Genomic DNA, 14,778 nt, shown 5'->3' on the forward strand with positions numbered 1-14,778 from the left:
CGCAACCAGAGGTGCGAGGGGTTCTTAAATCCGGCAAAAGCCGCAATCAGATCAGGCAGCAGCCTGAGCTTTTGCGATCTCGCGCTTGATTTTCAGCGCGCGATCCGACAGCTCTTCGTCGCGCGATTTCGCGAGGAAAGCGTCCAGACCACCACGGTGATCGACCGAGCGCAGAGCATGCGCAGAGATGCGCAGCTTAAACGACTGACCCAGCACGTCCGACTGCAGGGTCACGTCGTTGAGGTTCGGGAGGAACCGACGACGCGTCTTGTTGTTGGCGTGGCTGATGTTGTTGCCCGTCATCGGGCCTTTACCGCTAAGTTCGCAGACGCGCGACATCGTCCTGATCCTTCGTATCCGACAGTGAACCGCGCCGCCCGAAGAGCAGCGCTCAATACCATTGCGAGGCGTTTAGGGGGAAAGCCGTCAAAGGTCAAGCCTTACAGCCTTTCCCCTCTGCCTTCCGACCTTAGGCCGCAACATGATTGAAGGCTTATGGCAGAAGTTATCCCCAGGGGCCAGAGGCGCTTTGGCCCATGGGGCGGGAATCTCGCCTGAATCCAGGGTTTCGCGCCCGCGCGCCCCAGGATGTGGTGCGCTTTACCCGCCAAAGCAGAGTGCATCGGGCAAAAAGAGGGCCTGCGCGATTCGCAAAGCCGCCCCCTTGCCCCCTGCCCTCAGCCGCGGCTGGCCGCAAAGGCGCGCGCCGCCTCGCCGAAAGCGGTAAAGAGCGGGCGCGAGACCGGATCGCCTGCGGCATTATACTCCGGATGCCACTGCACCGAGAGGGTGAAGCCCGGTGCATCCGCGACCCGAATCGCCTCAGGCGTGCCATCGGGGGCATGGCCTTCGATGATGATCCGGCTGCCGGGGCGGTTGATGCCCTGACCATGGAGCGTATTGGTCATCACCTCCGTCGAGCCGAAGAGCTTCGCAAACTCGCCGTCCGGCGTCAGAGTAACGGTGTGGCGCAGGGCGAATTTCTCTTCGATGGTGCCATCGGGCGGCATGCGGTGATTCATCCGCCCCGGCAGGTCGCGGATCTCAGGATAAAGCGTGCCGCCCATGGCGACGTTCACTTCCTGAAAACCGCGGCAGATGCCGAAGAAGGGCTGGCCGCGTTCCACACAGGCGCGGATCAGCGGCAGGGTGATCGCATCACGGTTGCGGTCAAAGGCACCATGGGCCGGCGTTTCCTCTTCGCCATATTCGCTGGGGTGCACATTGGGCCGCCCGCCGGTCAGCAGAAAGGCGTCGCAGCTTTCCAAAAGCTCCTCCACCGTCACGAGGCGCGGATCGGCAGGGATCACCAGCGGCAGGCAGCCCGCCACACCGGCAACCGCCTGACAGTTCATCAACCCCGCCGCATGGACCTGATACGTGTCGTTCAGCACGCTCTCGTTGCTGATGATACCCACGACGGGACGGCGTAAAGCTGGCTGCATTGTCTCTCAACCCGAGGTTCCGGCGCAGCACCCTGCGCCTGTCAGCGCGAGACTAGCCCTGCCTCCGGGAAAGGGAAACCCCTGCCCCCGCACAGAGACTCTGCACATCTGTGCGAGCAGCTTTGGCGGGAAAGAACAGATATCCACTCCGGGGGTCCCCTTCTCTGCGGCCGGCAGCTTCGGGCCTCAGTCTGACCGGGAGAGGTTAAGACATCATGCAAGACCTGCGCTGAACGGCTCCCGAAAGGCTCTGTGCCGATTTCGCGGCAAGGCCCCGCCTGCCGCTGGCAGGGGGAAGAGGGGATGTCTCTTCTTGGCCCCGGCGATCCCTCATAGAAGGCGGGCTTCGGCGGGAGGCCGCAAAAGAAACGGGCCTCTCTGCGCTGTGCAGAGAGGCCCGTTGAAAGCTTATCAGGCCGAGGCTTTGGCCTTCAGGCGCCAGGCGTGCAGCAGCGGCTCAGTATAGCCGGAGGGCTGGGTGGTGCCTTCAAAGATCAGCTCGGCGGCCGCCTTAAAGGCCGGGCCGTCAAAGCCCGGGGCCATGGGGGTATAGCCCGCATCGCCCGCGTTCTGACGGTCGACCACTTCCGCCATGCGTTTCAGGATGGCCTCAACCTCCTGACGGCCGACGATGCCGTGGTGCAGCCAGTTCGCCACATGCTGCGCTGAGATGCGGCAGGTGGCGCGGTCTTCCATCAGGCCCACATCATTGATGTCCGGCACCTTCGAGCAGCCAACACCCTGATCGATCCAGCGCACCACATAGCCCAGAATGCCCTGGCAGTTGTTCTCGACCTCACGGGCGATCTGCTCGGGCGTCCAGCGGCCCCAGGTCGCCAGCGGGATCGAGAGCACCGCATCGACATGAGCACGGCGGCCACCCTTGGCGAGTTTCGCCTGAACCGCTTTCACATCAACCTTATGATAATGCAAAGCATGCAGCGTCGCAGCAGTAGGCGAGGGCACCCAGGCGCAGTTTGCGCCCGATTTCGGGTGGTCGATCTTGGCTTCCAGCATGGCGGCCATCAGATCGGGCATGGCCCACATGCCCTTACCGATCTGCGCCCGGCCCGACAGGCCGCACTCCAGACCGATATCCACGTTCAGCTTTTCATAGGCCGCGATCCAGCCCTTGGCCTTAATGAAATCTTTGCGCGAGAAGGGACCCGCTTCCATCGAGGTGTGGATCTCATCGCCGGTGCGGTCAAGGAAGCCGGTGTTGATAAAGGCCACCCGGTCTTTCGCCGCGCGGATGCACTCCTTCAGGTTCACCGAGGTGCGGCGCTCTTCATCCATGATGCCGATTTTCACGGTATTGGGAGCAAGGCCGAGCGCCTTTTCGACCTTCGTGAAGATCTCATCGGTGAAGGCCACCTCTTCGGGGCCGTGCATCTTCGGCTTCACCACATAGACCGAGCCTTTGTGGCTGTTGCGCAGACCTTCGGGCTTTTTCAGATCGTGGAGCGCGATCATCACCGTGACCATGGCATCCATCAGCCCTTCCGGAATTTCCGAGCCATCGGCCAGCAGGATGGCCGGGTTGGTCATCAGATGGCCCACGTTGCGGATCCACAAAAGCGAGCGGCCCTTCAGCGTCACCGTGCCGCCCTGGGGCGCGGTAAAGCTGAGATCCTCATTCAGGCGGCGGGTGAAGCTTTTGCCACCCTTCGAGACCTCTTCCGCCAGATCGCCCTTCATCAGGCCCAGCCAGTTGGAATAGGCCAGAACCTTGTCTTCCGCATCGACGCAGGCAACGGAATCTTCGCAGTCCATAATGGTCGAGAGCGCCGATTCCAGCCGCACATCGGCCAGACCCGCCGGATCGGTTTTCCCGATCGGGTGGGCGCGGTCAAAGACCAGCTCAACGTGAAGACCGTTGTTTTTCAGCAGGACCGATTTCGGGGCTGCGGCCTCACCGGTGAAGCCTGCAAACTGCTCAGGCTTCTCAAGCGGCAGGCCATTGGCCAGAAGCTGACCGCCCTCAACCTTATATTCGGTGATTTGAACATGGCTTGCGCCTTTCACCGGGAAGGTGTCGTCAAGGAAGCTCTTGGCGCGGGTGACCACACGGCCGCCGCGACCCTGCTCAAAGCCACCGGCAGGCGGATTGGAGCCCATGGCATCGGTGCCGTAGAGCACGTCATAAAGGCTGCCCCAGCGCGCATTGGCGGCGTTCAGCGCATAGCGTGCATTGGTGATCGGCACCACCAGCTGCGGACCTGCGACCTCAGCGATCTCTGGATCCACATTTTCTGTGCCGATTTTGAAGTCGGGGCCTTCCGGGACCAGATAACCGATCTCCTGCAGGAAGGCCTTATAGGCGGGGAAGTCATGGGGCTGACCGCGACGCGCTTTGTGCCACAGGTCAATCTGCTTCTGCAGCGCCTCACGTTTGGCCAGCAGCAGGCGGTTTTTCGGTGCAAGCCCTTCGACAATGGCGGAAAAACCGGACCAGAAGGCCTCGGTGTCAATGCCGGTGCCCGGCAGCGCCTGCTCTTCGATGAAAGCGGCAAGGCGGGTATCGACCTGAAGGCCATGGCGGTCGGTACGGTTGCTCATCGGATCTCTCCCCAATCGGTCGCAGCTTAAGACTTATCTAGCAGAACCGGGGCGATGGCGGCAGTTCATTTTCGCCCAAACCCAAAGCATCACTTTCTGCATTTCACGAAAAATGCACCCATAGTCACAGATCAAGCGTCAGCTGCGCATTGGGCGCAGGCGGCGCGAAAAGGAAGGGGCGCGGATCTTCAATGACCGCGAAATCCGCCTCCTCCCAGCGCTTGGCGCGGTGCAGAGCCGCCGCCGCGCGCAAAGCCCGCTGCGGATCGGCCAGCGGCTCAGGATAGCGCCGCCCCAGAACCGATCCCGCCCCTGACCAGCGCCAGGGCCGGTGCAGATAAGCGCCCGGCACCGCATTGAGTTCGGGGCACCAGCGGCGAAGAAAGCGGCCCTCAGGATCAAAGGTTTCGCCCGCGCGCAGCGGATCGACCGGGCGTGCCGCAGCCACTTTTTGCAGCTGAAACCAGAAGATCGCCGGATCATAATCGGTCAGCAGCCGCGCCAGCATCTGCCCCGACGCGCGAAAGTCCCCGCCCAAGTGATGCAGCGCCACCGAGGCCAGCAGACTGCGCGCATGGGCATTGACCCAGCCGGTCGCCCGCAGATAGCGCATCAGCGCATCCGCAAAGGGCAGACCGGAGCGGCCTTCCGCAAAGGCTGCCAGAGCGGGCGAAAGCGGAGCCGCCTTTTGCACCGCCCCCTCCAGGCCGGCCGCGCGGCGGCGCGCGTTCAGCCTTGCGAGGACGGTTTTTGCGACCTCCGGCGGCAGCGATCCGGGCAAAGCCGCCCGCACCTCAGCCTGCGACAGCAGCCCCCAGGTCAGATAGGCCGAAAGCCTGAGCGAGCTGCGCTCTCCGGCCAGGGGCGACAGCGAGCCGACCGGCGCATTGACCCCGCGCCCGCTGACAAAACTGTCGAGAAGCTGCAGCCCCGCCCGCCGCCCCCCGCCCTGAGCGCAGGGACAGGGATCGTCTTTCAGACCCAGACTGCGCGCCGGCGGGATCAGCCCGGCCACCGCGCCCTCCACGGCTGTCAGCCGCTCCGGGGGCGCAAGACCCGGGGTCTCCTCAGAGATCTCCTCCCAGGTGATGCCCTCTGCCTCCAGCACCCGGCGCAACTCTGCGTCCCGCGGGGCCGTCCAGGCGCGGCGATGGCTGACAATATGCCGGATGCCCCGCGCCCGGCAGAGCCTCGGCAGAACCTCTGCTGCCGCCCCCTGACGCAGGCTGAGCGGCGCGCCCAGCCGGTTCAGATCTTCGCCCAGTTCCGCCAGCGCGGCGGAGACAAAGGCCCAGTGCCGCCCCGCCGCCTCCGGCCCTGCCCAATCCTGCGGATCAGCCACAAAAACCGGCAGCACCGCGCCCAGGGCGGCGGCGCGGCTGAGGGCGGGGTGATCATTCACCCGCAGATCAGATCGGAACCAGACAAGAACATCCATGGAACAAAGCGATACTCCCGCCCCTGAAGGCTGTAAAGATCCTCTCTGCCACAGCCACAGGCAAAGCTTTGCCGAGGGAGGGAAAGGGACTTTTCACCGAGGCGCTTTCTTGGTTTAACCCTCAGGCCTTCAGAAGCTCGTAAAGGACGACGGTATGCAGACCCATGAGTACAAGGTGGTCCCTGCCCCCCGGAAGGGTGACAAAGCCCGCGGGCTGAAGTCCTCTGAGGACCGCTTTGCCTATGCGCTGACCCGGGTGATGAATGAGATGGCGCTCGACGGATGGGAGTATATCCGCACCGACACCCTGCCGGTGGAAGAGCGCACCGGGCTGACCGGGCGGGTCTCAACCAGCTTTCAGTCGCTGATGGTCTTTCGCCGCGCCCTGAAGTCCGCCGCGGAGGCCGGTCCTCAGGCCCTGCGCGCCGAGGTTGCAGCACCGACGGCTGCCCCTGCCCCGCTGACGGCGCCCTCTCCGGCGCCCGTGGCGGCTCCGGCGCCGAAGCTCAGCCTGCAAAGCGGCGAAGGCCCGGCCCCCGCGCTTGGCAGCGCCCGCGACTGAGCCCCCCGCCCGGGAACTAAAGCGCCCGCAGCACCCAGGCTGCGGGCTTTTTCATTGTGGCCTGACTGTGCCCGCCCGACAGACTGCGGCGCAGCCCCCGGGCGATCGCGCCTCAGCGGGTCGGGTCGGGGCGGCTCGGGGCGGGTCACGAAACCCCGCTTTGCCGGGCGGGTGGCAGGCCCTCAGCCTGAGATATCCAGCGCCAGCGCATGGATCCGGGTGGTCAGATCGTCCCCCAGCGCCTTATGCACGGCGCGGTGTCGGGCGATGCGGCTTTGTGCGGCAAAAGCGCCCGCCCGGATCACCACCTGGAAGTGGCTCTCGCCGGTGCCATTGTCGCCCGCATGCCCGGCATGCTTGTAACTTTCGTTAATCACCTCAAGGTGATCGGGATGGAAGGCGGCTTCAAGCCTCTGGCGAATTTCGGCTTCGATGCCCATTTTATCCTCTTCGTCCCTTCAACTGTCTGCGGAATGGTCTATGCTCACCGCCCTGAGTCGGAAAGGCAAGCCCGGAGCCCCAAAGTAATGACCACCAGATCGCCCTTCGAGTTTGATATCCGCGTCTCGAGCGACAAGAAGAAGAAGGCCCGCAGCCGCCGGGGCATGTCGGGGGCTGTGGAGGGGACGGACCGTCCCTGCTCCTATCCTGACTGCAAAGAGCCGGGCCAGTATCGCGCGCCCCGCTCGCCTGAGCAGCTGAACGACTTCGTGTGGTTTTGCAAAGAGCACGTCCGGGAATACAATCTGAAATGGAACTTCTTTCAGGGCCAGACTGAAGAAGAATTCCAGAAATTCATCGACAAAGACCGCGTCTGGGGCCGCGAAACCAAACCCTTCGGCGAGCGTCCGGATGAGGGCAATGCCTGGGTCCGCATGGGCGTGAATGACCCGCTCGAAATCCTGGGCGACAAGGGCACCCGCAATGGCGCGGGCATCCCCAAGGGCAACACCCGCCGCCTGCCGCCGACGGAGCGCAAGGCGCTTGAGATCCTTGATGCGCGGGACACCTGGACGCGGGCCGAGATCCGCAAACAGTATAAGAGCCTCGTGAAGGATCTGCACCCCGACCTCAACGGCGGCGACCGCTCTGATGAGGAGCGTCTGCAGGAGGTTGTCTGGGCTTGGGATCAGGTCAAAGACAGCCGCTCTTTCAAAGACTGACCGCCCCTCACCGCAGATCAGGCCGGCCCCGCAGGGCCGGCTTTTTCATATCCCGAAGCAGGCCAAGGGAGCCGCCCCGCGGCTGCCTCCCAAGGCGGGCAGCGCAGTATTCCGGAGCGCAGGGAACTGCCTTTCTACGCGGTGGCTTCTGCGGTCCTGCAGGCAGCCGGAAAGCCGCTCCCCCGCGCCGGAAAATGAGGCGGGGGCGGGGCTTATCTCCCACCGCAGCGGCGGCGGGGCTTGCATGGCCGCCGGGGGCGCGGCAGGCTGTCGCAGCCGATTTTTCAGGGATTTACCGATGACTGCGCTGCCCCGGTTCGACACCGATTTCACCCGTGCCCAATTTCCTGCCTTTGCTGAGCCTTCCCTTCAGGGTCAGGCATTTTTTGAAAACGCCGGAGGCTCTTATACCTGTGCGCAGGTGATCGCGCGGCTGACGCGCTTTTACCACCAGCGCAAGGTCCAGCCCTACAGCGCCTATGAGGCGAGCCGCCTCGGCGGTGAAGAGATGGATGAGGCCCGCAGCCGTCTGGCCGCCATGATGGGCATTGACGGCGATGAGCTGTCCTTCGGCCCCTCGACCACGGCCAATACCTATGTGCTCTCGCAGGCGTTCCGTCAGAGCCTGAACTCCGGCGATGCGGTGGTGGTGACCAACCAGGATCATGAGGCCAACAGCGGTGCCTGGCGGCGCCTGGCCGAGGCCGGAATTGAGATCCGCGAGTGGCAGATTGACCCTGAGACCGGCCATCTCGATCCGGCGCGGCTCGCCGATCTGCTGGCAGACGGGCGGGTGAAGCTGGTGGCCTTCCCGCATTGCTCGAATGTGGTGGGTGAGATCAATGACGTCGCCTCCATCGCCGCCATGGTACGGGCGGCGGGCGCGGTGAGCTGTGTCGACGGGGTGTCTTATGCGCCCCATGGCCTGCCCGATATTCCCGCCCTCGGGGCCGATATCTATCTCTTTTCCGCCTATAAGACCTATGGGCCCCATCAGGGCATCATGGTGATCCGCCGCGCGGTGGCCGAAGCGCTGCCGAACCAGGCGCATCACTTCAACGGCGATGTGCTTTATAAACGCTTCACCCCCGCCGGTCCCGATCACGCGCAGATTGCGGCCTGCGCGGGCATGGCAGATTACTTTGAGGCACTGCACGATCACCATTTCCCCGCGCAGACCAGCCGCAGCCCGCGGGAGAAAAATGCCGCCGTTCACGCGCTGATGCGCGAGCAGGAACGTGCGCTCTCTGAGCCGCTGCTGGCCTGGCTGAGCGCGCGCAATGATCTGCGCCTGCTTGGTCCGCGCAACGCCGAAGGCCGCGCCCCCACCTTCGCGCTGGATCTTGGCCGCGCGGCGGCTCCGGTCGCGGCAGATCTGGCGCGAAGCGGCATCATGGCGGGGGGCGGGAATTTCTACGCTCAGCGCCCGCTGCAGGCCATGGGGGTGGACCCCGCTCCGGGGGTGCTGCGGCTCTCCTTCACGCATTACACCTCTGAGGCAGAAATCGCGCAGCTGATCTCTGCGCTTGAACGCCACCTCTGAGGAGTGGCAAGGTAAGGCCCGGGGGCGATGGTCGCACATCGCCCCCCGCAGCCGCCCTTCGGAAGGTTCGACCATGCCCACCGCCGCCCGCCTCTTTGCCGCCCTCGCCTTTATGGCCGTGGGCTTTTTTGCGGCAGAGACCTATCGCCTCGGACTGCCGCAGGGCCAGGCCTGGGGGCATTATTCCCTGGTGGCGGCCCTGCTGGGGCTGATCCTCGGCTGGAGCGTGATGGGACGACTGACCGGTCAGGGCATGCCCCACGCCATGGCCGGGGGGCTCAGAACCTCGTTTCTGCTGGCCGTCTCGGCGCTGGGGCTGTTTTCCGTGATCGAGATGGGCAAACGCAGCCTGATGAAGCGCTATGACGGCGTCTTTGATGCGCTTCTGGGCATTGTTGATCTGTTTTTTCGCTATGCGGCCGGGATCTTTCAGCCCCAGCCGATACTTGTTCTGATCCTCGGCGGGATACTCGGTGGTGCCCTGGCCGAATGGAGCGGGCGGCGCTGGTCCTGAGGGGGCGGCGCAGAAAGGAAGTGCATGACATCTCTGTTTCTTCACGGGCCGCTGGCGCGGCTTGAGGGGCTGAGCCTCGTGCTGGGTCACCCGGTGGCGGTGGGCCGGGCGCGGCTGGCAGGGTTTGATGCCCGCGCGCCCCTGCCCGGCCACTGGCCGATGCTGACGGAAGCAGCCGGTGCACAGACCGAAGGGCTGGCCCTGCGCAACCCCGCAGAAGTGGATCTGGCGCGGCTGGACTGGCTGGCCGCCTGCTTCGGCCAGCGCCGCGGCCCCCTGCCCGACGGGCGCGAGGCCTTTTTGCCGCTGTCCCCGCCCTCAGTCCCCGGCGTGCCGCAGCCCTCCGGTCACGAAGAAGTGGTCACAGAGGCGCTGCGCGATCTGATGGCGGATTATCAGCGCCTTGATCTGCCGCTGAGCACGGTGCGCTGGGATATGATGCTGCGCCGCGCCGCCTCCCGCCTGCGGGCCCAGGGGCATGAGGGGGCGAAGCTGCGCCGTGAGGCGACGGGCGGCGATATTAGGCTGCGCGACCGCCGTGTGGTCTATGCCAATTACTTCTCGGTCGAGGAATATGACTTCCGTCACAGCCGCTTTGACGGCGGCACCAGCCCCGAGATCAACCGCGCGGCCTTCATCTCCTCGGATGCGGCGACGGTTCTGCCCTATGACCCCAAACGCGATCTGGTGCTGGTGGTCGAGCAGATCCGCTCCGGCCCGCTGGCGCGCGGCGCAGAAAACCCCTGGCTCCTGGAGCCGATCGCCGGCCGCGTCGATCCCTTTGAGACGCCTGAGGACTGCGCGCGGCGCGAAGCCGGGGAAGAGGCCGGGCTGACGCTCGACCGGCTGATTGAGGCTGCGCGCTATTACCCCAGCCCAGGGGCCAAGGCCGAGTTTCTCTATTCCTATATCGCGCTTTGTGATCTGCCCGATGATCTGCCCCGCCTTGGCGGTCTTGCGTCAGAGGCCGAGGACATCCGCGCCCATCTGCTGCCCTTTGAGGAGCTGATGGCTCTGATCGACACCCCCGAATTTGCCTCCGGCCCGCTGATCCTTTCAGCGCTCTGGCTGGCGGCAAAACGTGACGGGCTGCGCCGTGCCGCCTGAGGCGCTGCCTTGTTTTTCCGCAACTGAGATCCTAAACCTGACTGACAGCCCCTCCGGGAAGGACAAAGCGATGCGCATGAGCCGCGATCTGGCCGATATGGTCGGCAACACCCCCATGATCCGCCTGAAGAAAGCCTCTGAGCTGACGGGCTGTGAAATCTGGGGCAAGGCAGAATTTCTCAACCCCGGCCAGTCGATCAAGGATCGCGCCGCGCTTTATATGATCCGCGATGCGGTGGCGCGCGGCGAACTGGCGCCGGGCGGCACGATTGTGGAAGGCACCGCCGGGAATACCGGGATTGGCCTTGCGCTGGTGGGCTCGTCGCTGGGTTTTAAGACGGTGATCGTGATCCCGGAAACCCAGAGCCAGGAAAAGAAAGACATGCTGCGACTGGCAGGCGCGACCCTCGTGGAAGTGCCGGCCGCGCCCTATTCCAATCCCAATAACTACGCGCGCTACTCCGGCCGTCTGGCCGAGGCGCTGGCAAAGACCGAGCCGGGTGGCGCGGTTTGGGCCAATCAGTTCGACAATATCGCCAACCGTCAGGCCCATATTGAAACCACCGGCCCGGAAATCTGGGAACAGACCGGCGGGAAGGTCGACGGTTTTGTCTGTTCGGTCGGCTCCGGCGGGACGCTGGCGGGCATCGGCATGGCGCTGCAACCCAAGGGCGTGAAGATCGCACTCGCCGATCCCGATGGCGCGGCGCTGCACAGCTTTTACACCACCGGTGTGCTGAAATCGGAAGGCACCTCGATCACCGAGGGCATCGGCCAGGGCCGCATCACCAAAAACCTCGAAGGCTTCACCCCGGATATGAGCTTCAATATCTCTGACCGTGAGGCGCTGCCGGTGGTCTTTGATCTGCTCTCCGAAGAGGGGCTTTGCCTGGGCGGCTCGTCGGGGGTGAACGTCGCGGGGGCGATCCGCATGGCGCGTGAGATGGGTCCGGGCCATACCATCGTGACGGTGCTTTGCGATTATGGTACCCGCTATCAGACGAAACTCTTTAACCCGGAGTTCCTGAAAGCGCGCGATCTGCCGGTGCCGGAATGGCTCAACCGTGCGCCGCGTCAGGTTCCGGACGTAAGCGAAGGCTGATCCTTTCGATGACTGTACTGTTGCGTTCCTGCCTGGTCCTTCTCTTTTTAACCATGGCAGGGGCGCTCAGTCCGGCCCTGCACGCGCAGGAAGCCCCTGCCCCCGCTGCCGCCGCTGAGGCACCGGTTGTCGATGAGCAGACCGCGGCCTGGCTGGCCTTTGCCACCCGCAGCGAAGAGCTGATCGCCGATCCGACCACCCGCTCAGAGCGGCTGGAAGCCCTGCGCAGCGAACTTGCCACCTGGCGCGAAACCTTTCTCGAAGCGCAGACCGCCAACGGGCTGCGCATCACCACTCTGCGGGAGCAGATCGCGGCCCTGGGCGAAGCCCCTGCCGAGCCGGCCACGGAGCCGGCTGAGATCGCGGCCCGCCGGGCGGAGCTGAACGAACAGCTGACCCGCGCCCAGGCCCCCGGCATCGCTGCCGAGGAAGCCTATCGCCGCGCCGATGGTCTGATCCGTGAGGCCGATACCATCCTGCGCCAGCGTCAGGCGAGCGAACTGGTCGCCCGGGGTCCGGCCCCGGCCAATCCCGCCTCCTGGGCTCCGGCGGCAGGGGTCTTTGGCAAATGGGTCACGGATCTCTGGGCAGAGACCGAACGCTCCTGGGCCAATCCGGCGCGTCGCAAGGCGGTGACTGATGCCGCCCCGGTGCTGGTGATCGAGCTTCTGATCGCCATTGCCATGATGTGGCAGGGCCGCCGCCTGATTCAGCGCTGGATCGCGCGGCTGCAGGCGCGGGTGCGCCCGGTCTGGTGGGGGGTGATCGAACTGCCGCTCTCGCTGACCCAGGTGGCGCTGCCGGTGATCGCTGTGGCGGTGCTGATCGCGGCCTTCCAGCGCACGGGCTTTGGCGGCATGCAGATCCGCGCCATCGCCGAAGCTGCGGTCCCCGCCACCTTCGTCTTTGCGCTGACCACCTGGATTGCGGGCCATATCTTCCCCGCGCGCGAGCATCTGACCACCATCCTGCCCCTGCCGCCTGAGCGGCGGCGGGAGGGCCGCATTCTGGTCACGCTTTTCGCCCTGGCGGGCGCCGCCGAGACGCTCTTTGCCGCCGCCCTCAGCTCAGAGCGTTACGGCGAATATGCGCAGCTTCTGCTTTATCCCTTCACGCTGCTGAGCGGGCTTTTCCTTTTCCGTATCGGCCAGCTTCTGCGCCATGCCCTGATCGCCCCGCCGGAAGGAGAGGCGCTGTCGGGCTTTGCCGCGACCGTGGTGACCCTTCTGAGCCGTGCGGCCATGGTGATCGGCATCGCGGGCCCGCTGGCGGGAGCTGCGGGCTTTCTGACGCTGGCGGAATCGACCGTGCGCCCCGCTATGGTCACCCTTGGCGTTCTGGCGCTGGTCACGCTGATCCAGCGGCTGATCTATGATCTTTACGCACTGGTCACCCGGGCGGATGCAAAACTGGCGCGCGATGCGCTTTTCCCGGTCCTCGTCTCTTCGCTGCTGGTCATTGCTGCGGTGCCGGTTCTGGCGCTGGTCTGGGGCGTGCGCCCGGCAGAGCTGACGGAATACTGGAGCACCTTCCAGGACGGCTTCAAACTCGGCGATGCCCGGGTGCGGCCGATGGACTTCATCCTCTTCGTCATCATCTTCGGCATCGGCTATGGCGTCACCCGCCTGATGCAGGGGGCGCTGAAAACCTCGATCCTGCCGAAGACCACGCTGGATACCGGCTCGAAGAACGCCATCGTTTCGGGGCTTGGCTATGTGGGGATCGTGCTGGCGGCGCTGGCGGCCATCACCTCAACGGGGCTTGATCTTTCCAGCCTTGCGATTGTGGCGGGGGCCCTGTCGGTCGGCATCGGTTTTGGTCTGCAGAACATCGTGCAGAACTTCATCTCCGGCGTGATCCTGCTGATCGAGCGCCCGGTCGCTGAGGGCGACTGGGTGGAAGTGGGCGGCGTGCAGGGCATCGTGCGCGGCATCTCGATCCGCTCAACCCGGGTCGAGACCTTTGACCGCAATTCGGTGATCGTGCCGAACGCGAGCCTGATCTCGGGTCAGGTGACCAACTTCACCGCCTTCAACCAGACCGGCCGGGTCATCGTGCCGATCTCGGTGGGCTATGACAGCGACACCCGCAAGGTGCAGAAGATCCTGCAGGAGATTGCGGAAGCCCAGCCCATGGTGGTTCTGACCCCGCCGCCTTCGGTGCTCTTTGTCGGCTTCGGGGCCGATGGTCTGAACTTTGAGATCCGCGCGATTTTGCGCGACATCAATTTCAGCGGCTCGGTGAAGACCGAGATCAACCATCAGATCATGGAGCGCTTCAGTGCCGAAGGCATCTCGATCCCCTTCGCCCAGCGCGAAGTCCGGATCCTGAACCCCGAGGCGCTGCCCGTGCCTGCCCCGGCGACAGAGCCCCCGGCCCCGCCGCTCGCGGGCTGAAAAAGCCCCTGACTTTATAAAAGGCGGCAGTCCCCAAGGGCTGCCGCCTTTTTCGTTCGCCCCCCCCGGGAAGTGCCGCCCGGCTATTTGCTGCACCCGTCTTGCCAGCCCCCTGCGGATCGGGAAAACTCAGCGAAGCTGCGGTCGCTGACCGCCCTGACAGAGAGACCCCGCCGTGACCGCCGATCCGCTTTACCGCTCAGATGCCTATGCCCGTGAAACCATTGCCCGCGTGGTGGCGCAGACCGATGAGGGCGGGCTGATCCTGGAGCCGGAACTTTTCTACCCCCAGGGCGGTGGTCAGCCCGGCGACAGCGGCTGGCTCGACTGGGAGGGCGGGCGCATCACCATCGCCAATACCGTGAAATCCCCTGAGGCCCGCGCGGTTCTGCTGGCCGCAGAGCCCGGTGCCCTGCCCCCTGTGGGCGCTGAGGTGCGCGTCACGCTCGACTGGGAGCGGCGCTATAAACTGATGCGCGTGCATACGGCCCTGCATCTTCTGTCGGTGGTGATCCCGCTGCCGGTGACCGGCGGGCAGATCTCAGAGGGCAAAGGCCGGCTGGATTTCGATATGCCCGAGGTGCCGGCAGATGTGGCGGCGATCGAAGAGGCGCTGAATGCGCTGATCTCGCGCGATCTGCCGGTCTCGACCACCTGGATCACCGATGAGGAGCTCACGGCCAATCCGGGGCTGGTGAAAACCATGTCGGTAAAACCCCCGACCGGACAGGGCCGCGTGCGTCTGGTGCAGATCGGCGAGGGCGAGGAGCGGGTGGATCTGCAGCCCTGCGGCGGCACCCATGTGGCGCGCACCGCCGAAGTGGGCCGTGCCCGGATTGGTAAGATCGAGAAGAAGGGCAAACAGAACCGCCGCGTGAGCCTGGTCCTCGACGATCCCGCCAAAGAGTAAGGAAGCGGGGCAGCCCCGGGTCGCCGCTGCCGCGGCAGG

At 65.0% G+C, this 14,778-nt stretch carries 13 protein-coding genes; 8 read left to right on the forward strand and 5 right to left on the reverse strand.

Features of this window, described 5'->3' with window-relative positions; genetic code table 11:
* Positions 1 to 51: 51 nt before the first annotated feature.
* The 4 genes from rpmB to EP867_RS02110 all read right to left on the reverse strand — a co-directional run bounded on the left by rpmB (position 52) and on the right by EP867_RS02110 (position 5,442).
* Positions 52 to 339, reverse strand: a complete 288-nt coding sequence (gene rpmB / locus EP867_RS02095) for a 50S ribosomal protein L28 (protein ID WP_128486541.1) — start codon at positions 337 to 339, stop codon at positions 52 to 54.
* Between the two features lie 338 nt (positions 340 to 677).
* Positions 678 to 1,445, reverse strand: a complete 768-nt coding sequence (locus EP867_RS02100) for a gamma-glutamyl-gamma-aminobutyrate hydrolase family protein (RefSeq protein WP_128486542.1) — start codon at positions 1,443 to 1,445, stop codon at positions 678 to 680.
* A 411-nt stretch (positions 1,446 to 1,856) separates the two neighbouring features.
* Positions 1,857 to 4,004 carry a malate synthase G gene (locus EP867_RS02105; protein WP_128486543.1) on the reverse strand — a complete coding sequence of 716 codons (2,148 nt, stop codon included), beginning with the start codon at positions 4,002 to 4,004 and terminating at the stop codon, positions 1,857 to 1,859.
* 124 nt (positions 4,005 to 4,128) lie between these two features.
* The gene (locus tag EP867_RS02110; RefSeq protein ID WP_128486544.1) at positions 4,129 to 5,442 is read right to left on the reverse strand and encodes an FAD-binding domain-containing protein; all 1,314 of its coding nucleotides are present in this window, start codon (positions 5,440 to 5,442) and stop codon (positions 4,129 to 4,131) included.
* A gap of 154 nt (positions 5,443 to 5,596) precedes the next feature.
* On the opposite strand from EP867_RS02110, the gene EP867_RS02115 reads away from it, so the two are divergent.
* Positions 5,597 to 6,004 (forward strand): DUF4177 domain-containing protein, encoded by a 408-nt coding sequence (locus tag EP867_RS02115; RefSeq protein WP_128486545.1) that lies wholly within the window; start codon positions 5,597 to 5,599, stop codon positions 6,002 to 6,004.
* Positions 6,005 to 6,186: 182 nt separating this feature from the next.
* Here EP867_RS02115 and EP867_RS02120 read toward each other — a convergent pair whose 3' ends face one another.
* Positions 6,187 to 6,444, reverse strand: coding sequence for a BolA family protein (locus EP867_RS02120; protein ID WP_128486546.1), 258 nt, complete (start codon positions 6,442 to 6,444; stop codon positions 6,187 to 6,189).
* An 87-nt stretch (positions 6,445 to 6,531) separates the two neighbouring features.
* Between EP867_RS02120 and EP867_RS02125 the strand changes: the two genes are divergently transcribed.
* The 7 genes from EP867_RS02125 (at position 6,532) to EP867_RS02155 (ending at position 14,739) form a co-directional block, all read left to right on the forward strand.
* A complete protein-coding gene (locus EP867_RS02125; RefSeq protein ID WP_128486547.1) occupies positions 6,532 to 7,167 on the forward strand; it encodes a J domain-containing protein in 636 nt (211 codons plus the stop codon).
* Between the two features lie 298 nt (positions 7,168 to 7,465).
* A complete protein-coding gene (locus EP867_RS02130) occupies positions 7,466 to 8,710 on the forward strand; it encodes an aminotransferase class V-fold PLP-dependent enzyme (protein WP_128486548.1) in 1,245 nt (414 codons plus the stop codon).
* 73 nt (positions 8,711 to 8,783) lie between these two features.
* On the forward strand, positions 8,784 to 9,224 hold the full coding sequence (locus EP867_RS02135; RefSeq protein ID WP_128486549.1) for a TrgA family protein: 441 nt from the start codon (positions 8,784 to 8,786) through the stop codon (positions 9,222 to 9,224).
* Between the two features lie 24 nt (positions 9,225 to 9,248).
* The gene (locus tag EP867_RS02140) at positions 9,249 to 10,331 is read left to right on the forward strand and encodes an NUDIX domain-containing protein (RefSeq protein ID WP_128486550.1); all 1,083 of its coding nucleotides are present in this window, start codon (positions 9,249 to 9,251) and stop codon (positions 10,329 to 10,331) included.
* A gap of 70 nt (positions 10,332 to 10,401) precedes the next feature.
* Positions 10,402 to 11,433 carry a cysteine synthase A gene (locus EP867_RS02145; protein ID WP_128486551.1) on the forward strand — a complete coding sequence of 344 codons (1,032 nt, stop codon included), beginning with the start codon at positions 10,402 to 10,404 and terminating at the stop codon, positions 11,431 to 11,433.
* A gap of 8 nt (positions 11,434 to 11,441) precedes the next feature.
* A complete protein-coding gene (locus EP867_RS02150) occupies positions 11,442 to 13,829 on the forward strand; it encodes a DUF3772 domain-containing protein (RefSeq protein ID WP_164888739.1) in 2,388 nt (795 codons plus the stop codon).
* A 175-nt stretch (positions 13,830 to 14,004) separates the two neighbouring features.
* Entirely contained in the window at positions 14,005 to 14,739 is a 735-nt protein-coding gene (locus EP867_RS02155) for an alanyl-tRNA editing protein (protein WP_128486553.1), read from the forward strand.
* Positions 14,740 to 14,778: the final 39 nt, after the last annotated feature.

This window comes from Falsigemmobacter intermedius (assembly GCF_004054105.1).
GTDB lineage: Bacteria > Pseudomonadota > Alphaproteobacteria > Rhodobacterales > Rhodobacteraceae > Wagnerdoeblera > Wagnerdoeblera intermedia.